Consider the following 18,899-nt stretch of genomic DNA (forward strand, 5'->3'; position numbering starts at 1 on the left):
GGAAACCAGCCTCACGACGCCGGTCCGCCGCTTTGGCCGCGGCTCGGGTTTCGGCCCGGGTTACACCTTTCGGCGCCTCGGCCGAGGTGCGGTCGGTCGGCCCAAGTACTCGAGCCGGGGCCGCCGCGGCCGCTGCACCGACGGTTCGCACCGCGAGTCGCGCGCGGCGACGCGGGCGCGGAGAGGCGGCGGGTCAGGCGCCGCGTGGCAGGCGCTGCCCGCAGGTGCGGCCCGGCGGGCGTGGCGACGGGTGAGGCGCCGCGTGGCAGGCGCTGCCTGCAGGTGCGGCCCGGCGGGTGAGGCGCGCCGCGTGGCAGGCGCGGCGGCGCGGGCGCAGGCGCGGCGGTGGGTCAGGCTGACTCGCGGGCGATCAGCTCCGTGGGGATGATGACCGCGGCCGGGCTCTCGCCCTCGATCGAGCTCAGCAACAACCGCACCATCTCGGCGCCGATGCGAGGGTACGGCTGGCGCACCGTGGTCAACGGCGGAGAAGTGTTGGTGGCGATCTGGCTGTCGTCGAAGCCGCCGACCGCGACGTCCGTCGGCACGCGGCGGCCGGCCCGGTTCAGAGCCGTCAGGGCGCCGGCGGCCATCAGGTCCGACGCGACGAAGACCGCGTCCAGGTCGGGGGCGCGCTCCAGGAGCTGCGTCATCGCGGCCTCGCCGCTCGCGCGGGTGTAGTCGCCGTGTGCCACGAGCTCGGGGGCGGAGTCGGCCAGGGCCTCGCGGTAGCCGGCCAGGCGCTCCACGCCGCCCGACGTGTCCAGCGGGCCGGTGATCGTGGCGATTCGGCGGCGGCCCGTTGAGCGCAGGTAGGTCACCATCTGGCGGGCGCCGTCGCGGTCGTCGGCGGCGACGTACGCGACCTGGCGTTCGAAGCCCAGAGGCTTGCCGCAGGCCACTACCGGGAGGCCGCGGGCCAGGAGCTCGGGGATGAGGGGGTTGCCGCTGTGTGTCGAGACGAGCAGGGCGCCGTCCACGTGGCCGCCGGTCAGGTAGCGGCCCAGGCGCTTGCGGTCCTCCAGGCTGCTGGCCAAGGTGAGCAGCAGCGTGATGTCCTGCTTCGCCAGGGCCTGCGTGCAGCTGTGCAGCAGGACGTTGAAGTTCGGGTCCTCGAAGAGGCGTTCCTGCGGCTCGGAGAGGATGAAGGCCACCGACTGCGAGCGTTGCGTGACCAGGCTGCGGGCGTGCTGGTTGACCACGTAGCCGGTCTTGCGCATGGCGCGCTCCACGGCCTCCTGGGCGGAGTCGCTGACGTCGTGGCCGCCGTTGAGGACGCGGGAGACCGTGCCCCGCGACACCCCGGCCGCCGCCGCCACGTCGTTGATCGTGGGGCGGCGGGCGGGGCGTCGGCGGGTGTCGCGTGGTTCTGGCACGTCGACATTCTGCACCAGCGTCAGCCCTTGACGGCGCCGGAGAGCAGGTCGACCCGCCAATAGCGCTGCAGGGTCAGGAAGAGCAGCACGAGCGGCGCGATCGACAGCAGGGCGCCGGTGACGACCAAGGTGTACAGCACCGGGGTCGTGTTGCCCTGCTTCAGCATCGTGTACAGGCCGACGGTCACGGGGAACTTGTCGTCCGAAGTGAGCATGATGTACGGGAGCAGGAAGTTGTTCCAGATGGCCACGAACTGGAAGAGGAAGACCGTCACCAGGCCGGGCAGCATGGATGGGACGGCGACGCTGCGGAAGATGCGCAGGTCGCCGGCGCCGTCGGTGCGGGCCGCCTCGACCAGGGAGTCGGGGACGGCGGCGGCCGCGTAGATGCGGGCCAGGTAGATGCCGTACGGGCTCAGGATGCTCGGGAGCAGGACCGACCAGTAGGTGTCGGTGAGGTGCAGGCCGGCCAGCAGCAGGTACTGCGGGATCGCCAGCACCACGGCCGGCACCAGGACGCCGGCCAGCAGGACGTTGAAGACCACGCCGCGGCCCGGGAAGCGGTACTTCGCCAGCGTGTAGCCGGAGATCCCGGACACCGCCGTCGACAGCAGGGCGCCGGCACCGGCATAGAGCGCGGTGTTGAGGATCCACTGCCAATAGATGCCGCTCTGGTACTGCGAAAGGTCCGCCAGGTTGTCGAACAGCGCGGTGCCGGGGGCGAGCGTGAACGTGCGGAACAGCTCGCCGTTGGTCTTCGTCGCCGCCGTCACCACCCACACGATCGGCAGCAGGCAGTAGAGGGCGCCGGCCAGGAGGGCGACGGTCGGCAGGAACGCTGCCCGGCGGGCGGCGGTCATGACTCGGCACCGAAGGCCCGGCGCTGTACCAGGCGCAGGAAGCCGAACGACAGCACCAGCGTGGCCGCGGCCAGCACCACCGAGGCGGCCGCCGCCGAGTGGATGTCGTCGCGGGCGAACGCGTCCTGGTAGATCTTCATCAGCGGGGTCCAGTTCGACGGGAGCGAGTTGGTCAGCGGGCGCAGCGTGGTCGGCTCGCTGAACACCTGCAGGGTCGCGATGAGCGAGAAGACGAACGTCATGATCAGCGCCGGCGTCAGCATCGGGATCTTGATGCGCCAGGCGATCTGCCACTCGGTGGCGCCGTCGATGCGTGCCGCCTCGTAGAGCTCGCTCGGGACTGCGCGCAGCGCCGTGAACAGCACGACCATGTTGAAGCCGGTGCCGCCCCACAGCGCGATGTTGGCGACCGAGAAGTAGACGCTGGTCGGGCCGAGCAGGTCGATCGGGCGGTGGCCGGCCGCGGTCAGCAGGTACTGGCCGGGGCCGACCGACGGCAGGTACATGAAGCCCCACATGAGGCTCGCGATGACCGCGGGCACGGCGTACGGCATGAAGATCGCCACCCGCGAGAACCGCCGTGCGCGGGCCCGGGGGAGGTCCAGCAGCAGCGCGAACAGCAGGGCCAGCCCCAGCATCGCCGGGACGAGCAGGCAGCCGTAGATCAGCACCCGCAGCGCGCTGTGCCAGAACTCGCCGTCGGCGAAGACCTGGCGGTAGTTGGCGAAGCCGGCCCAGTACTCGATCCGCGCCGCCGCGCCCAGGCCCAGGCCGTTGACCTTCACCCGGCGCAGCGACAGGTACACGGTGTAGCCGATCGGCACCACCATGAACAGCGCGAACAGCACGATGGCGGGGGAGAGGAAGGCGTACGGCACCGAGCTCGGCGCCGTACGCCGCGACCGTTGCCTCATCCGGAGACCTTGAACCCGTTCTTCTTCAGGTCGTCCACGGTGGAATGCTGCATCTGCGTGACCGCGCCGGTGAACGGCGTCTTGTCGGTGATCGCCTTGGCGAACGCGTCCTTGTACGTGGCGTAGGTGACGTTCACGTTCGGGCCCCAGGTGACCCCGGCGGCGGTACCGGCGATGGTCTGCGCCAGCGTGTAGAACTCGGGCTGGTTGCTGAAGAAGGCCGGCGCCTTGGACAGGGCGCCGCCGGTCTGCGCGGCGGTCGCGGCCGGGTAGATGCCGCCCTCGTTGATCAGGCCGGTCACCGCGGCGGAGTCGGTGTTGAGCCAGATCGCGAACTCGGTGGCCTCCTTCGCGTGCTTGGACTTGGCCGCGACCGCGGTCGACGAGCCGCCCCAGCTGCCCGTCTTGTGCTCACCGGCGCTCCACTGCGGCAGCTCGGCGATGGCCCACTTGCCCGCCGTGTCCGGGGCGTTGCCCGACAGCACGCCCGGGCCCCAGACGGCGCTGGGCCAGGCGATGAGGGTGCCGTCGTTGAGGGCCTTGTTCCATTCCGGGGTGTACATCGGCTGCTTGTCGATGTCGCCGGAGGCCACGAGGCCGCCCCAGAAGTCGGCGACCTTCTTCGTCGCGTCGTCGTCGACCTTGACGCTCCACGTGTCGCCGGACACGCCGAACCACTTGGCCCCGGCCTGCTGCGCGAGCCCGGCGAACCAGCCCGGGTCGCCGGCCGAGAACGTGGTCAGGTAGCGCTTCGGGTCCTTCTGGCGCACCTGCTTGGCGGTCTGCGCGAACTCGTCCCAGGTCGTCGGGACCTTCAGCCCGAGCTGTGTGAACACGTCCTGGCGGTAGTAGAGCATCATCGGGCCCGAGTCCTGCGGGATGGCGTACACCGCGTCGGTGCCCAGCGTGATCGTGCTCCACACGCCGGCCGCGAACTTCGACTTGGCATCGCCGGTGTACTTCGAGATGTCGCCGGCCGCGCCGTTGCTCACCAGGGTCGGCAGCGCCTGGTACTCGGCCTGGAAGAGGTCCGGCGGGTTGCCGGCCTTGTTGGCGGTGAGGACCTTGGTGACCTCCTCGTCGCCCTGCGCCTGCTTGCTGACCGTGACGTGCACGTCGGGGTGCGCGGCGTTCCACTGGGCCACGACCTTGTCGATGCCGGGCACCCAGGACCAGAAGGTCAGCTCGACCTTGCCACCGGATGAGGATGAGGCGTCGTCGTCGCCGGACGAACAGGCCGCGCTGAGCAGCAGCGAGCCGGTCGTCGCGGCGACCAGGAGGGCGCGCATGGTGCGCTTCATGGGGATCTCCAACACGTAGTCGCCGTTCAAACGGGGGGTGTTACGACCGTGAGCGCTCACAGTTTTGGCCCAGTCATGCACGGTGTCAACCCGTGACTTTCGCCGGTGGTAGTGCGCTACAGTGCCGAGCGAGTGTCTGGGAGCGTTCACGGTCAGGAGCACAGTGATGGGGGAAGCGCAGCTCGGCGGTCTCGCCGGCATCGCCTACGGCGGGGACTACACCCCCGAGCAATGGCCCGAGGAGGTGTGGGGCCGCGACGTCGAGCTCATGCGCGACGCGGGCGTCAACCTGGTGAGCCTCGGGATGTTCAACTGGGCGCTGCTGGAGCCGGCGCCCGGGGTGTACACCTTCGAATGGCTCGACCGCGTCCTCGAGCTGCTGCACGGCGCCGGCATCCGGGTGGACCTCGGCACGCCCAGCGCCGCGCCGCCGCCGTGGTTCGCCCGCCACCACCCCGGCGCCCGGCTCGTCGACCGCGCCGGGCACACGCTCGGCCAGGGCGGACGGCAGAGCTTCTGCCCCAGCTCGCCCGAGTACGCCGCGGCCGCCGCGAACATCGCCGACCGGCTCGGGCGCCGCTACGGCGACCACCCGGCGCTCGCGCTGTGGCACGTGCACAACGAGTTCGCCGGGGTCAACGCCCACTGCTACTGCGGCACGTGCGGCGCGGCGTTCCGCGCCTGGCTGCGCGCCCGCCACGGCGACCTGGCCACGCTCAACGCTGCCTGGGGCACCGCCTTCTGGGGCCAGCGCTACGGCGACTGGGAGGAGATCGAGCCGCCGCGGGTGGCCCCGACCGCGGTCAACCCGGCGCAGCAGCTGGACTACCTGCGCTTCTGCTCCGACACGCACCTGGCCAACTACCGCCGCGAGCGCGACGTGCTGCGCGGGCACTCGCCGGGCGTGCCGATCACGACCAACTTCATGATCGCCAACTGCAAGTGGCTGGACTACTGGAAGTGGGCCGGCGAGGTCGACATCGTGGCCAACGACCACTACCTGGCCTCCGAGCGCACCGACCGGCACGTTGAGCTCGCGATGTGCGCCGACCTCACGCGCAGCCTCGCCGGCGGCGCGCCCTGGCTGCTCATGGAGCACTCGACCAGCGCCGTGAACTGGCAGCCGCGCAACATCGCCAAGCGCCCCGGTGAGCTGGCCCGCAACAGCATGGCGCACGTCGCCCGCGGCGCGGACGGCGTCATGTTCTTCCAGTGGCGGGCCTCGCGCTTCGGCGCCGAGAAGTTCCACTCGGCGATGCTGCCGCAGGCCGGCACCGGGACCCGGATCTGGCGCGAGGTCACCGACCTCGGCGCCCGCCTGGCCGGCCTCGGCGAGCTGCGCGGCACCCGCGTCGCCGCCGACGTCGCCGTCGTGTGGGACTGGGAGGCGTGGTGGGCCCTGGAGCTGGAGTGGCGCCCGTCCGTGGACGTGACGTTCCGCGAGCGCGTCGAGGCGTACTACGCGCGGCTGTGGGAGGCGCACCTGACCGTCGACTTCGTCCACCCGGAGGCGGCGCTGGGCCGCTACCCGCTCGTCGTCGTGCCGTCGCTGTACCTGACCACGGCCGCCGCGGCCAAGAACCTCGACGCCTACGTGTCCGGCGGCGGGACGCTCGTGGTGTCGTACTTCTCCGGTGTCGTCGACGCCAACGACGCCGTGCCCGACGGCGCCTACCCGGGCGCGCTGCGCGACCTGCTCGGCATCACCGTCGAGGAGTTCCTGCCCCTGCGCGACGGCGAGCGCGTGAGCCTGTCCGACGGGTCCTCGGCCGATGTCTGGGCCGAGGATGTACACCTGGCCGGCGCTTCGGCAGTGGTGTCCTACGTGGACGGTCCGGCGCCCGGCTCGCCGGCCGTCACGCGCCACGAACGCGGCCGCGGCGCCGCCTGGTACGTCTCGACGCGCCTGTCCGACACCGACCTGGGCCGCCTGCTCGCGCGCGTCTGCGCCGACGCGGGACTGGCCGCCGCCGACCTTCCGGCCGCGGTGGAGCTCGTGCGCCGGCCGCCGTTCGCGGTGGCCATCAACCACGGCACCGAGCCGGCCGAGGTGCGTGGGACGACCGTCCCCGCCGGGGAGATCCTGGTGTACCGCGAGGAGGCCTGAATGATCATCGAGGTGCGCCGCGCCGAGATCCTGGCCGCCGCCCGGCAGCGCGGCGGCGTGGGGCTGCAGGAGCTCAGCCGGCGCTTCCACGTGTCGATCCCGACGATCCGCCGCGACCTGTCGGCCCTGGCCGAGCGGGGCCTGCTGCGCCGGGTGCACGGCGGCGCGGTCCCGCTCGCGCCGGCACCGCCGCCGGCGCCCCCGCCCGGCGCGCTCGACGACGTGGAGGCCGCCGCGGCGCTGGTCGAGCCCGGCATGGCCATCGGCGTGTCGGGCCGGCGCCGGGGTGCTCGCCTGGCTGCCATGGTCGCGGACGTGCCCGGTTTGACGCTGGTGACCCCGATGCTGGCGGTGGCGCGGGCGGTGCGCAACGACCTCACGACGGTCCTGCTCGTCGGCGGCGTGCGCACCCCGTCCGGCAGCCACGCCGGCCCGCTCGCCGAGCAGGCGCTGCAGGGCCTGCACCTGGACATCGCCTTCGTCGAGCCCGGCCAGCCCGGCGACGCCCTGGCCGCGGCCACCGACGACGCCATGCTGCGCCGGGCGTCGCGGCGGGTGTTGCTGTAGCGAAGCCCTGACCGCGGCGGGGGCGTGCCGGTAGGCCTACCGGGACTGTGCGCGGACATGGCGTGGCCCGGGAGTCACGGGCCCGGACCACGGCGGGCGTCGCGGTAGCTCGGATCTGCTGCAGCGGCGGACCGGCGGCTGAACGGCCGGCCCGCCGCGAAACGGGAGTCCTACGGTTTCCAGGACACGTTCGGGTTGATGTGGCCGGTCCAGTCGAACAGCGTCATGTTGTCCCACTGGTTGCCGGTGCCGTTGATGTTCGCCGGGTCCCAGCCGTTGCCGTTGATGGCGTACCAGGTCGGCTCCCAGTAGAAGACGCCGACCGCGCCGGCGGAGCGGGCCGTGTTCTGGACCGCGGTGAACTCGCTCGCCTGGCCCGACCACGTCGCCGGGTAGCCCGAGCACGGTGCGGAGCCGCTCACCGAGTTCGCCTCGCTGTCGGCGTTCGCGGCCGTGAACGGGTAGGCGGTCTCGGCGAGGATGACCGGCTTGCCGTAGCGGGTGCGCACGTCGGTGATGACCGAGGAGAGGTTCGACAGCGTGCCGTGCCACATGCAGTAGTACGACAGGCCGGTGATGTCCCAGGTCACGCCCTTGGCCTTGATGCCGTCGTAGAACCAGCGGGCGTTGGCGTCGCTGTCGGCGTCCGCGGTGTGGATGATGACCTGGGTGGCGCTGTTGCAGGCCTTCGTCGCGTTGTAGCCGGACTTCAGCAGCAGGCTCAGGTTGGTGAAGTCGTTGTTGACGACCTTGCCGTCGTTCCACAGCATGCCGACGTTGATCTCGTTGCCGATCTGCACGCTCTCCGGCGTGGTGCCCTGGGCCTTGAGCGCGTTGCACACCGACAGCGTGTAGTTGTAGACGTCGGTCTGCAGCGCGGAGATGTTGTGCGACGCCCACGCGGCCGGCTTGTACTGCTTGCCGGGGTCGGCCCACGTGTCGGAGAAGTGGAAGTCGATCATCAGCGACAGGCCCTTGGCCTTCGCCGCCTTGGCCTGGAGCAGGACCTTGGTGAGGTTGTTGTAGCCGCTCGCCGGGTTGTTCCAGATCCGCAGCCGCACGTAGTTGACGCCGATGCCCTTGAGGATGTCGAGCGGGTCGGCGGCGGTTCCGGCTGCGTTGTAGTACTTGGCGCCGAGGTCGAGGCTGCGCTGCAGGGACGAGACGTCGGCGCCGCGCATGGTGATCGTGGTGGCCGCGGCGGCGGGTGCGGCGTTCGCTACGGCGATGGCGGCGCCGAGTGCGATCGCTCCCGCCATGGCGGCGACGGGTCGGATTCGGAGCACGGGCACTCCTCCTGGGGTGTGGGACTGGTCCGTGAACGCTCCCAGTGTTCTCCCAGGCCGGTGGTCTCCGTCAAGGCGCTGACAGATGTTGATTGAAAGTGGGACCGTTCACGGTCGAGGAACAGCCGGCTCAGCTGGTACACCCTGGTGGATCGGTAGTCGCGCTCGTCCATGCCCGCAACGCTATTGGCGCGCGGCGGTGCGGCCATCCGTGGAAGTACGCAATCGGCGGTACGCAAAATCGCGCGGCCGCCGGGTCAGGGGCGCTGCAGGCCGAGCTGCGCCAGCCAGTCGTCGACCGGGTGGCCGAGCTCGTCGGCGAGGTCGAGCCAGTGCTCGGCGCGGTCGCGGTCCTCGTCGACGCCGCCGCCGGTGAGGTACATGACGCCCAGCGTCGCCGCGGCCCGCGGGTTACCGGAGCGGGCGGCGCGCTCGTAGTAGGAGACGGCCCGGTCCATGTCCAGCGGCGCACCGGTGCCGGTCGCGTGCGCGGCGCCCATGTTGTACAGGGCGCGCGGCTGGCCGAGGTCCGCGGCGCGTTCCAGCCACTCCCGCGCCTCGTCGGCGTCGCGCTCGACGCCGCTGCCGGTGGAGAACAGCACGTACAGCTCGAACGCGGCATCGGCGTCGCCCTGCCCGGCGGCGCGGAGGTGGTGCTCGACCGCCGCGGCGGGCCGGTCGAGCCATTGTTCGAGCAGTCCCATCTGGTACCCCGCCGCGGCGTCGGTCTGCGCGTGCGGCAGCAGCAGCTCGCGCGCCGCCGCGCGGGCCGGCGCCGGCGCCTCCCGGCTGGCCCGGGCGAACAGCATCGCGCCGTCGCGGTCGCCCAGCTGGGCCGCCGCGGCGAAGCAGCGCAGCGCGCACCCGTCGGGATCGGCGGTCTCATCGGCGGCGTACGGCGCGGGCGGCCAGTTCGCGGGCGGCAGCCGGTCGCCGTCGGGGCCCAGGTAGCACACGCCCAGCTCGCGCCACGCCCGCGCGCTGCCGGACCGGCCCGCCGCCGACAGGCCCGCCACCACGACGCCGGTGGCCGTCAGCGGCAGGATGCCGATCATCATGTCGCCGCGGTTGATCCGGCCGGCCAGCGCCACGCACGCGTCCTCGCGCACGCCCGGGTCGCCGTCCTCGGCCAGGGCCAGCAGCCCGTCGTCGGTGATCTCGTCGAGTCCCACGGCGGCACGGTAACTTTTTGTCGTACCCCATGACTAGGCTCCCGTTCATGACCCAGCCGTTCCCCACCGTTGCCGACTACCGCGCCGCCGTCACACAGGTCCGCGACGCCGCCGCCGCGTATTACGCCGGCCCCGACCTCGCGATGGACGACGCGGTGTATGACGCCCTCATGCAGCGGGTGGCGGCGACCGAGGACGCGCACCCCGACTGGAAGGTCGAGGACTCCCCGACCGAGGTCGTCGCGGCCGGCGGAGGGGTCGTCGGCGACGTCGTGCACAGCGAGCCCATGCTCAGCCTCGACAACGTCTTCAACGAGGACACGCTGCGCAAGTGGGCCCTGCGGCTGGAGAAGCTCATCGGGCGCCCCGTCGCCGGCTTCACCGTCGAGCCGAAGATCGACGGGCTGGCCATCGCCGCCCGCTACGAGGACGGCCGCCTGGTGCAGGTCGCCACCCGCGGCGACGGCCGCGCCGGCGAGGACGTCACCGGGCAGGCGCGCCGCGCCGCCGGCCTGCCCGAGCGCCTCGCCGAGCCGCTCACGATCGAGGTCCGCGGCGAGGTCTTCATGACCGACGCCGACTTCGACGTCGCCAACGGCATGCGCACCGCCACCGGCGAGCCGCCGTTCGCGCACCCGCGCAGCGCCGCCGCCGGCACGCTGCTCGCGCAGGACCGCACCTACGACGCGCCGCTGTCGTTCGTCGCCTACGGTGCGCGCGGACTCGGCGACGGCCCGCACTCCGCCGCGATGGCCGAGCTCGCCCGCCTCGGCGTCTCCTCCACCGCCGGCATGCCGGTCAGCACGAGCATCGACGACCTGCTCGCCGCCGTCGAGGCGCTCAACACGGGCCGCGGCACCCTCGGCTACGGCATCGACGGCGCCGTCATCAAGGCCGACCAGCCCGCCGACCGGGAGCTCGCCGGCTCCTCGAGCCGGGCGCCGCGCTGGGGCATCGCCTACAAGTTCCCGGCCGACACGCGCACCACCCGGCTCAAGGCCATCGAGGTCCAGGTCGGGCGCACCGGCGTGATCACCCCGGTCGCCGTGCTCGAGCCCGTCCAGATCAGCGGCGTCATCGTCACCTCCGCCACCCTGCACAACTTCGACGACCTCGTCCGGCGCAACGTCCGCCCCGGCGACACCGTCTTCGTGCGCCGGGCCGGAGACGTCATCCCGGAGATCACCGGCGCCAAGCTCGACGAGCGCCCGGCCGACTCCGTGCCGTTCGAGCCGCCCGTGCGCTGCCCCCGCTGCGACGGGGAGATCGACCGCACCCAGAAGCGCTGGCGCTGCACCCGCGGCCGGGCCTGCGGCGCCCGCGAGGCGCTGTCCTACTACGCGGCCCGCGACTCGATGGACATCGAGGGCCTCGGCGGCAAGCTCATCGACATGGTCACCGCCGCCGGCCTCGTCACCGACCCGGCCGACCTCTACGACCTGAAGGTCGAGACGCTGGCCGCGTTCGACCGCATGGGCGAGGTCTCCGCCACCAAGCTCGTCACCGCCATCCAGTCCTCCAAGACCCAGCCCATGTCCCGCGTCCTCACCGGCCTGGGCGTGCGCATGACCGGCCGCTCGATGTCGCGCCGCCTGGCCACGCACTTCGGCACCATGGAGGCCCTGCTGGCCGCGTCGGTCGCCGACCTGCAGGAGGTCGAGGGCGTCGGCCCGGAGCGCGCGGTGACGATCGCCGCGGAGCTGGTCGAGCTCCAGCCGGTCATCGCCCGCCTGACGGCCCGCGGCGTCAACATGACCGAGCCGACGTATCGCCCCCGCCCGCCCGCCGCGTCCCCCGCCGCCGACGCCTCCGATCCCGACGCCGCCGACGCCACCCCTGCCGCCTTGCTGCCGCTGCAGAAGGAGGACGGCACGCCGATGACCGTCGTCGTGACCGGGTCGGTGCCCGGCCTGACCCGCAACGAGGGCAACGAGGCTGTCGAGCGGCTGGGCGGTCGCTCGTCGGGCTCGGTCTCGAAGAAGACGGACCTGGTCGTGGTCGGCGAGGGCGCCGGCTCGAAGGCCGCGAAGGCCGAGGAACTGGGCGTCCGCATCATGCCGGCCGAGGAGTTCGCGGAGCTGCTCCGCACCACGACCATGGCCTGAGGCTCTCTGCCCGCCCGGGCCGCGCCTCCGCCGTCCGGGCCCCGCTTGCGTGTCCGGGCCCTGCCCACCGTCCGGGGCCGGGCACTCGCCGCGTGTCCGGGCCGCGCCTACCCTCTGGGCCGCGCTTGGCCGTGTGTCCGGGCTGCGGTCGCCTCTGGGCTGCGACCGCCGTCCGGGCTGCGATCGGCGCCCTCCTGTCAGGGCGACTGACCGGTCGTCTCGCGGCTCGCTGGGCCGGTTTCTGCCGTTGCCGTTGTTTCGTGATTTGTCGGTTTGTCGCGGGAGGTTTTTCGGCATACGGTGTATAGAGTTTCCGATCTGGGGGAGGTCACCTTGCGGGTCACTTCGTCGGCAGTGTCGTTCAACGTGGACGACGCGGCCGCGTCGAGCCGGTTCCTGCAGGAGCAGTTCGGGTTTCGGGAGGAGATGGCGGCCGACGGCTTCGCCTCGCTGGCGCGCGACGACGTCGGTCACAACGTGATTTTCCTGCGGCGGGGCCTGCCCACGCTGCCGGACGACCAGCGCGACGTACACGCCGCCGGCGTCATCCTCGCCCTCGTCGTCGACGACCTCGAGGGGGAGTTGTCCCGGCTCGAGCGCGCCGGCGTACCGATCACCATGCCGCTCACGGTCGAGGACTGGGGCGAGCGCGCCTTCCAGGTCCGCGACCCCAACGGCGTCATCGTCCAACTCGTCGACTGGAACGGCCTCAAGCCCGCCTGACACCAAGCGCCACGCCCTGATGGCCGACCGCGCGTCCCGGCGCGTGGCCGGCCGCGCGTCCGGGGTGCGTGCCCGACCGTGTGTCCGGGCCGCGGCGCATTCGGGGCGCGCGCCCGAGCGTGCGTCCGGGCCGTACCGTCCGGGGTGCCCGCCCGACCGTGCGTCCGGGCCGCGCGTTTGGGTGCGCGCTCGACCGTGCGCCCGGCCCGGCGTGCGTCCGGGCCGTGCCGTCCGGGCGGGGTGCGCGCCCGGCCGTGTGGCCGGGCGCGGTGGCCGTCAGGGCGGGGTCAGACCTTCCAGACCCAGACGTCCAGCACGTGCTGGCCGGGGCCGAAGAGCTGCTCGGCGGTCTGACGGATGGCTTCGCTGTTGCCGTGGAGGTCGGGGAGTACCAGGAAATCGGCCTTCCAATAGGCCAGGTCGACCTTGGCCTGGGCCTGCTGGTCGGGGGTGACCTGCGGCACGGCGCCGTCGCCGGCGACGGCGTTCAGGATGTCCATCGTCGGGCGCCCGGCGGGGCCGAACGCCGCGGCGCCCTTCGGGTCGTTCGGGTCGGGGGCCAGGAAGTAGCCGCCGGCGATGCGGAAGTCGAGGTTGGCCTCGGTGGACCAGCGCATCGCGTCGAGGCCCTCGTACCAGCCCAGCGGCAGCGGCACGACCGTCGAGTCGACCGGGATCGTCTGGCGCCAGGCGCCGCTGGCGAAGAACGTCGGCAGCGCGGAGCGAGGGTCGGCCGGCTGCGGGGTCGGGATGAGCGGGATCAGGGCGGTGAGGACCGCGGCCGCCCACAGCCAGCGGGCGGCCGGCGTCGTCTCCTCCTCGGCCGGACGGATGTCCGTCTTCACGCTCGCGACGGCTTCAGAACTTTCCGATATTGCCGACGAGTCCGGCGAGTCCGTGGAAATTACAAGGCTGCCGGCGCGGGCGGCGCCGGTCGGGACGAGGTCCCCGGGAGATTTTTCCGCGTTCGGTACGTCACCAGCGCCCTCGGCGGCGTCCGGCGCCGGGTGAGCCGGGGCCATGACGTACCGGTCGACGAGCAGCGCCAGCATGATGCCGATCAGCGGGGCGAGGACCAGGGCCAGGCGCGTCGGCACCACCGAGTCGAACAGCGGCAGGCGGTGCACCCACTTCCACGGGCCGTCGTACGAGGTCTCCGTGCCGCGCCACTTGACCATCGTGCCGAGCGACAGCAGCGCGAAGACCACCGCGGTGATCAGAAGGGCGCGGGCCGCGCGGAGGTGGAACAGGGCGACCGACATGGCCGCGATCAGGCTGATCAGGGGCCAGCCGAAGAACGTGTTCTCCTCGGTCGGGCCACCCATCTTGTCAATCTTGGCGACGTCCGGGGCGAAGATGGAGCGGCGGCTGAATTCGGTGAACGAGGCGCCGTCGCTGCTGTATCCGTGCACGTACTCGGGCAGGCCGTGGTACGCCTGCGGGCCGAAGAACTGGTGGTACAAGGGATAGGCCAGGAACACGCCCGCGAACAGGGCGCCGACGCCGATCGCCGGCAGCGCCTTGCGGACCGTCGGCAGGTACTCGCGGGGGCGCAGGTAGGCCAGCAGGAACACCAGCAGCGCAACGGCGGTGAGGAAGAGGATCTCCTCGTTGATGAAGAACTGGTACAGCACCACGGCGCCCAGCACCAGGCCGCGCCGCAGCGTGGGGCCGGGCTCGCGCAGGCGCAGGACGTTCCAGACGATGAAGGGGATCAGGAACTGCCCGGCGATGTTCGGGTGCCCGGTGCTCTGCGAGATCATCGACGGGGCGAAGCCGCAGAACAGCGCTCCGATGTACGCGGCGACCCGCGATGTGACAACATGCCGAGAAAGAATGAAATACCAGGCGGCCGCGGTTCCGGCGAGGGCGATGGTGTCGATGAGCACCAACGTGACGCCGGCGCCGAACAGCAACGTGATCGGGGCCAACGGTATGGCGAGTCCGAGAACGGATGTGTTCGCCATGAGATTGATGCCCAGCGGTGCATTCAGTTGATCGGTGAAGAACGGGTTGTCACCGTGAGTGAACAGGCGTGCCGCATGCGTCAGCACCCACTCGAAGAAGACATGGTCCTGGCCGTTGTCGGCAAACATCCGTCCTTGCGGGTCTGCCCACAGGTGCTGCAGCACGGTCACGGCGGCGGCCACGTAACTCAGCAGCACGACCGCTGTGGTGCGGCCCTCGGCGGCCTTGTCCCCGAAATTCACTGTGACACCATAGTGGCTGTTCGAAGTCCGGCGCAGGGGGTGGCGGGAGCATCAGCACCGATACACTACGCCAGTTCGGCCAGACATGATCAGTATTCACGTAGGGGTGCAGCGTGCCGAATCCGGATGAGGCAATCCTCGGCGACCAGGCCATCCAGTCGGAGGTGCTCGAAGGCCTGGCGATGGCCAAGAACCACCGCAAGTGGTTCGTGGCGTTCGCGACGCCCTACCTCGGTGACCACCCGATCGAGGTCAGCGCCGGTCTCGGCGACTACGCGGCGGAGTGGCTCGAGCACACCGAGAAGATGACGCTCACCGAGGCCGACTCGAGCCGTATTGTCGCGCTCAAGGAGCGGTTCTCCGACCACCCCGGCGTCAGTGTCCGCGAGCTGCTGCTGCCCGGCGAGGTCAACGGCGACCACAGCGCCTCGATCTCCTACAACGTCCTCGAGCACATCGACGACGACATCGGCGGCCTGCGCACCATGCGTTCGCTCGTTCGCCCCGGCGGCCACGTCATCGTCGTCGTCCCGGCGTTCCCGTTCGCGATGGGCCCCGCCGACATCGCCACCGGCCACGTGCGCCGCTACACGAAGAAGACGATGCGCGCGGCCCTCAAGTCAGCCGACCTCGAGATCATGAAGCTGCACTACGCCAACTCGCTCGGCCTCATCGGCTACTACGTGTCGACGTGCCTGCTCAAGCAGATGCCCGGCCCCGGCCCGATGGTCAAGTTCTACGACTCGACGGTCGCCCCGCTGACCCGCTTCATCGAGCGTGGCTTCCGCCCGCCCTTCGGTCAGTCGGTCATCGCGATCGCCCGCCGCCCGCTCGAGTCCTGAGCTCCACGCGCGGCCCGGGGTCTCCTCCCCGGGCCGCGTGTTCTTTATCCCCGCGAACGCAGCAGGTTCGCGGGGATCGCCGTCTTAGGCGCCGGTGCGGGACAGACGCGCATTGGGCCGCCTCGCACACCGGCATGCGTTACCTCGCCGCCATGCGCCATGCGCCATGCGCTGTGCAGCACGCAACGACGGACGACGGCAGAACGCCGCCGCGCGGTAGCACCACCACCGCGCGGCGGATTTTTGTTCTCCGGCTCTACGGGGCCCGCGCCCGCCCACATGTGCGCCGTCGGCACCTACATGAAGACCCGTTATCTCGCCGATACTGTGCGCAGGATTTGTTCCCAGAGGTGCTCGGTCCTCGGTTAGCCGCTAAGGGCTTCGGTGAGTTGCCAGAGGTGCGACGCGGCGTTGCGGTCGTACGAGGGCGGGGACGAGCGGACCGGCGTCGACCGGTCGTAGTAGGCGCCCTGCGTGCCGACCGGGCCGATCGCCAGCGACGCCACGGGTCCCGCCGCCCGCGCCGGCGACAGGGCGAACACCTGCATCGCCGCCACCTGCAGCCGCGGCCACTGCCGGCCCAGGTCGGTGCGCACGACGCCCGGGTGCAACGCGTTCACGACGAGCTCCGTGCCGTGACGGCGTGCGAGCTCGTACGTGAAGAGCAGGTTCGCGAGCTTGCTGCGACTGTACGCGAGGAACGGATCGTATCCGCGCCGCGACTGCAGGTCGTCGAAGTCCAGGGTCGGGTTGTGGTGGCCGCCCAGGCTCGTCTGGTGGCCGGCGCTGTTGACGTTAACGACCCGGGCCGCGGGGAACCGGCGCAGCAGTGGCAGGAGCGCGCTCGTGAGGACGAAGGGCGCGAGGTGGTGCACCGCGAAGTTGAGCTCCAGCCCGTCCGCCGTCTCCACCCGCCGCGGCGACATGACCCCGGCGTTGTTGATCAGCGCCGCAACGTGATCGGTCTGCGCGGCGACGAACTCGGCGAAGGAACGACAGCCCGCCGCGGTCGAAAGGTCACCCACTGCGGCTATCGCGACGTTGTGCGGACCCGCGGTGCCCCGCTGGATGCGGAGCGCCTCGACCCGGGTCGGATCTCGCCCGACGGTGATCACCCGGTACCCGTCGCCGGCCAGACGCCGCACCACCTCACGGCCGAGCCCGCTCGTCCCGCCGGTGACCACCACCGTCGCCCCGGCGGGCAACGCGATCCCGGCCCCGGCGAGCAGTGCTGTCGCGGCCCCGGCTGGCAGAGCCGGCGTGGCCTCGGTGGGCAGTGCTGTCGCGGCCGCGGTGGGCAGTGCCGGCGTGGCCGCTGTGGGCAGTGCTGTCGCGGCCCCGGCCGGCAGTGATGCCGCGGCCTCGGCGGGCAATGCGATCCCGGCTCCGGCTGGCAGTGCCGGCGCGGCCTCGGTGGGTGATGTGGTGCCGAGGGGTGCGAACGTTGCCGGCTGTGGCGGCGTCGTCTCGCTGTGTCGTTCGGCTGCCGCGCCGTCGCGGGAGCCGTGGCCGTTGCTGTCCGGGGTCCAGCCGTTGCGGAGGGTCATCGGGGGAGGCCCAGCGTGCGGGCGAGGAGGCGGTCGCGAGTGCCGCGCGGGAGGCGGGCCAAGGTCGCGAACAGGCGGGCGTTGCCGGCCAGGTAGTGCGTGCGCGGGCGGCGGTCGAGCACCGCGGCGACGATCGCGTCCGTCGCCTTCGACACCGGGTCCAGAGGTTGCTTCGCCGTTGACGCTGCGACCGCCTCCAGTGACGGACGGTAGAGCGCGACGACGCTCGGGTCGGCGCCGGCAAGAGATGCACGCTCCGCTGTTGCGGCCTTCGTGAAGATCTCCGTCCGGGTGCCGCCGGGCTCGACCTGAATCACCGGTATGCCGAACGGGGACAGCTCCAGGCGGAGGGCCTCCGACAGCCAGGCCAGGGCGGCCTTGCTTGCCGAGATCGGCGCGGCGAACGGGACCGCGACGCGGGCCGTCGGGGCCGTGACGTTGATCAGGCGGCCCCTGGCCTGGCGCAGGAGGGGGAGGAACTCGCGGATCACGCGTACCGGGCCGTAGACGTTGACGTCGAACTGGCGGTGGAGCTCCTCGTCGGGGACGAGCTCGAGGGCGCCCTGGACGATGATGCCCGCGTTGTTCACCACCGCGTGCAGGCCCCGGCCGGACTCCAGTGCCGAGATCTCCCGGGCTGCTGCCGCGACGCTTGCCGGGTCCGTCACGTCCAGGTGGATCGGGATGGCGCCAGCGAGGTCCGGGCCGAAGTCACCCTGCGCATCGAAACCGTTACGGACCCGGACGGAGTCGCGGGAGCTCGCGCCGCCGCGGGTGCCGAGGCCGTCGTGTGACTCAGTGTCACGCGCCGACCCGCCATCGCGAGGTAGCCCGGCCTCGCGAGGAGGCAACGCGTCGCGAGGTGACGAGGCCACGCGTGGGGACGGGGCGTCGTGACGGGACGAGGTCGCGCGAGGAGGCAACGCGTCGCGAGGAGGCAACGCGTCGTTCGGGAGTCCGGGGCCACCGGGAAGGGGTGCGAGGAGATGCGAAGGCGTGGCGTCGCGGGGAAGGGGGAGAGGCGCTGTGGCTGCGGATGGCGGCAGGGAGTGGATGCCGGCGTAGACGGTCAGGCCGCGATCTAGCAGGGCGCGGACCGTGGCGCGGCCAATACCGCCCGTAGCGCCGGTGATCAGTACCGCTGGCATGAGGTGGTCCTCTCGACATGTACTGTAGGACATGTCCAGTAGTACAGCTGATAATGAGGAGGCGTCAAGACATGTGAGACGGAGGCGACGATGTCGTTGCGGCACGGGCTGCTCGGGCTGCTCGCCGAAGGGCCGGCCAGCGGGTACGACCTCGCAGGGCGCTTCAACGAAGTGCTCGGGGCGCTCTGGCCGGCGCAGCATCCGAAGATCTACGCGGAGCTCGCGAAGATGACGGCCGATGGGCTGATCGGGATCGACAGCCGCGGGCCGCGAGGGCGCAAGGCGTACCGGATCACCGACGCGGGGCTGGTCGAGGTGCGGCGATGGCTCAGCAGCGCCGAGGTCGACCACACGGTGCGGCTCGAGCCGTTGCTGCGCTCGTGCTTCTTCTGGCTGATGGAGCCCGACGACCTGGCCCGGCACCTCGAGCGGGAGGCGCAGTTCTACACCGAGCGGGCGGCCGCCTACCGGGAGTACGCGCGCCGCAAGGACGCGGGGGAGTTCGGGGACTCGCCGCAGACGCAGTCGCTGCGCATCACCATCGAGGGAGGCGTCCGGGTGTATGAGGCGCTCGCCGGGTGGGCCGAGTGGGCGAGCACCTACCGGCTGCCGTCCGGCACGGAGTAGGGAGGCGCGGCGCCTCCGGCCGCGGCGGGGATGTCGGGCGTTGACCCGGCCGTTCGACGACCCGCACCGGCCGAGCCCTCGGCGACCCGACGCGGCGCGCGGGCTGGCAGCTGC

Annotated in this window: 15 protein-coding genes; 6 read left to right on the forward strand and 9 right to left on the reverse strand. The window is 71.7% G+C overall.

All coding sequences use genetic code 11. The features are described 5' to 3' along the window. Positions 1–350: 350 nt before the first annotated feature. The 4 genes from ABD901_RS17210 to ABD901_RS17225 are packed head-to-tail and all read right to left on the reverse strand — an operon-like array spanning position 351 to position 4,451. Positions 351–1,376, reverse strand: coding sequence for a LacI family DNA-binding transcriptional regulator (locus ABD901_RS17210; protein WP_345127900.1), 1,026 nt, complete (start codon positions 1,374–1,376; stop codon positions 351–353). 20 nt (positions 1,377–1,396) lie between these two features. Beyond that, the gene (locus ABD901_RS17215) at positions 1,397–2,236 is read right to left on the reverse strand and encodes a carbohydrate ABC transporter permease (protein ID WP_345127901.1); all 840 of its coding nucleotides are present in this window, start codon (positions 2,234–2,236) and stop codon (positions 1,397–1,399) included. Beyond that, a complete protein-coding gene (locus ABD901_RS17220) occupies positions 2,233–3,150 on the reverse strand; it encodes a carbohydrate ABC transporter permease (RefSeq protein ID WP_345127902.1) in 918 nt (305 codons plus the stop codon). The genes ABD901_RS17215 and ABD901_RS17220 overlap by 4 nt, the downstream gene beginning before the upstream one ends. Beyond that, positions 3,147–4,451: an ABC transporter substrate-binding protein gene (locus ABD901_RS17225; RefSeq protein WP_345127903.1), complete on the reverse strand. Its 1,305-nt coding sequence runs from the start codon at positions 4,449–4,451 to the stop codon at positions 3,147–3,149. Before ABD901_RS17225 ends, ABD901_RS17220 begins: the two co-directional genes overlap by 4 nt. 166 nt (positions 4,452–4,617) lie before the next feature. Here ABD901_RS17225 and ABD901_RS17230 point away from each other — a divergent pair, with 166 nt between their 5' ends. Both ABD901_RS17230 and ABD901_RS17235 read left to right on the forward strand, forming a co-directional pair. Beyond that, the gene (locus ABD901_RS17230; protein WP_345127904.1) at positions 4,618–6,558 is read left to right on the forward strand and encodes a beta-galactosidase; all 1,941 of its coding nucleotides are present in this window, start codon (positions 4,618–4,620) and stop codon (positions 6,556–6,558) included. Further along, positions 6,559–7,125: a DeoR family transcriptional regulator gene (locus ABD901_RS17235; RefSeq protein WP_345127905.1), complete on the forward strand. Its 567-nt coding sequence runs from the start codon at positions 6,559–6,561 to the stop codon at positions 7,123–7,125. It abuts the gene before it with no gap. Between the two features lie 170 nt (positions 7,126–7,295). Here ABD901_RS17235 and ABD901_RS17240 read toward each other — a convergent pair whose 3' ends face one another. Beyond that, positions 7,296–8,384 carry a glycoside hydrolase family 53 protein gene (locus ABD901_RS17240; protein ID WP_345128198.1) on the reverse strand — a complete coding sequence of 363 codons (1,089 nt, stop codon included), beginning with the start codon at positions 8,382–8,384 and terminating at the stop codon, positions 7,296–7,298. A gap of 284 nt (positions 8,385–8,668) precedes the next feature. Further along, positions 8,669–9,583, reverse strand: coding sequence for a tetratricopeptide repeat protein (locus ABD901_RS17245; RefSeq protein WP_345127906.1), 915 nt, complete (start codon positions 9,581–9,583; stop codon positions 8,669–8,671). Between the two features lie 47 nt (positions 9,584–9,630). Between ABD901_RS17245 and ligA the strand changes: the two genes are divergently transcribed. Beyond that, positions 9,631–11,688, forward strand: coding sequence for an NAD-dependent DNA ligase LigA (ligA, locus tag ABD901_RS17250; RefSeq protein ID WP_345127907.1), 2,058 nt, complete (start codon positions 9,631–9,633; stop codon positions 11,686–11,688). Positions 11,689–12,021: 333 nt separating this feature from the next. Beyond that, on the forward strand, positions 12,022–12,411 hold the full coding sequence (locus tag ABD901_RS17255) for a VOC family protein (protein WP_345127908.1): 390 nt from the start codon (positions 12,022–12,024) through the stop codon (positions 12,409–12,411). 287 nt (positions 12,412–12,698) lie between these two features. Here the strand turns inward: ABD901_RS17255 and ABD901_RS17260 are convergent, their stop codons facing one another. Beyond that, the gene (locus tag ABD901_RS17260; protein ID WP_345127909.1) at positions 12,699–14,621 is read right to left on the reverse strand and encodes a DUF6311 domain-containing protein; all 1,923 of its coding nucleotides are present in this window, start codon (positions 14,619–14,621) and stop codon (positions 12,699–12,701) included. Positions 14,622–14,803: 182 nt separating this feature from the next. Between ABD901_RS17260 and ABD901_RS17265 the strand changes: the two genes are divergently transcribed. Continuing rightward, positions 14,804–15,463, forward strand: a complete 660-nt coding sequence (locus tag ABD901_RS17265) for a class I SAM-dependent methyltransferase (protein WP_345128199.1) — start codon at positions 14,804–14,806, stop codon at positions 15,461–15,463. A gap of 365 nt (positions 15,464–15,828) precedes the next feature. On the opposite strand, the gene ABD901_RS17270 is transcribed toward ABD901_RS17265, so the two are convergent. Both ABD901_RS17270 and ABD901_RS17275 read right to left on the reverse strand, forming a co-directional pair. Beyond that, positions 15,829–17,010 (reverse strand): SDR family NAD(P)-dependent oxidoreductase, encoded by a 1,182-nt coding sequence (locus tag ABD901_RS17270; protein ID WP_345127910.1) that lies wholly within the window; start codon positions 17,008–17,010, stop codon positions 15,829–15,831. After that, positions 17,007–18,359, reverse strand: a complete 1,353-nt coding sequence (locus tag ABD901_RS17275; protein WP_345127911.1) for an SDR family NAD(P)-dependent oxidoreductase — start codon at positions 18,357–18,359, stop codon at positions 17,007–17,009. The genes ABD901_RS17270 and ABD901_RS17275 overlap by 4 nt, the downstream gene beginning before the upstream one ends. Here ABD901_RS17275 and ABD901_RS17280 point away from each other — a divergent pair. Continuing rightward, the gene (locus ABD901_RS17280) at positions 18,249–18,785 is read left to right on the forward strand and encodes a PadR family transcriptional regulator (protein WP_345127912.1); all 537 of its coding nucleotides are present in this window, start codon (positions 18,249–18,251) and stop codon (positions 18,783–18,785) included. The genes ABD901_RS17275 and ABD901_RS17280 overlap by 111 nt on opposite strands. Positions 18,786–18,899: the final 114 nt, after the last annotated feature.

Source organism: Dactylosporangium darangshiense, assembly GCF_039537565.1.
GTDB lineage: Bacteria > Actinomycetota > Actinomycetes > Mycobacteriales > Micromonosporaceae > Dactylosporangium > Dactylosporangium darangshiense.

What these genes read in the sequence shown, in the direction of transcription:
- ligA (WP_345127907.1), top strand. Translation starts at nt 9,631, where the DNA reads ATGACCCAGCCGTTCCCCACCGTTGCCGACTACCGCGCCGCCGTCACA.
- ABD901_RS17225 (WP_345127903.1), bottom strand. Translation starts at nt 4,451, where the DNA reads ATGAAGCGCACCATGCGCGCCCTCCTGGTCGCCGCGACGACCGGCTCG.
- ABD901_RS17215 (WP_345127901.1), bottom strand. Translation starts at nt 2,236, where the DNA reads ATGACCGCCGCCCGCCGGGCAGCGTTCCTGCCGACCGTCGCCCTCCTG.
- ABD901_RS17235 (WP_345127905.1), top strand. Translation starts at nt 6,559, where the DNA reads ATGATCATCGAGGTGCGCCGCGCCGAGATCCTGGCCGCCGCCCGGCAG.
- ABD901_RS17230 (WP_345127904.1), top strand. Translation starts at nt 4,618, where the DNA reads ATGGGGGAAGCGCAGCTCGGCGGTCTCGCCGGCATCGCCTACGGCGGG.
- ABD901_RS17220 (WP_345127902.1), bottom strand. Translation starts at nt 3,150, where the DNA reads ATGAGGCAACGGTCGCGGCGTACGGCGCCGAGCTCGGTGCCGTACGCC.
- ABD901_RS17280 (WP_345127912.1), top strand. Translation starts at nt 18,249, where the DNA reads ATGTCGTTGCGGCACGGGCTGCTCGGGCTGCTCGCCGAAGGGCCGGCC.
- ABD901_RS17240 (WP_345128198.1), bottom strand. Translation starts at nt 8,384, where the DNA reads ATGGCGGGAGCGATCGCACTCGGCGCCGCCATCGCCGTAGCGAACGCC.
- ABD901_RS17270 (WP_345127910.1), bottom strand. Translation starts at nt 17,010, where the DNA reads ATGACCCTCCGCAACGGCTGGACCCCGGACAGCAACGGCCACGGCTCC.
- ABD901_RS17275 (WP_345127911.1), bottom strand. Translation starts at nt 18,359, where the DNA reads ATGCTGCGCCGGCCAGAGCGCCCCGAGCACTTCGTTGAAGCGCCCTGC.
- ABD901_RS17265 (WP_345128199.1), top strand. Translation starts at nt 14,804, where the DNA reads ATGGCCAAGAACCACCGCAAGTGGTTCGTGGCGTTCGCGACGCCCTAC.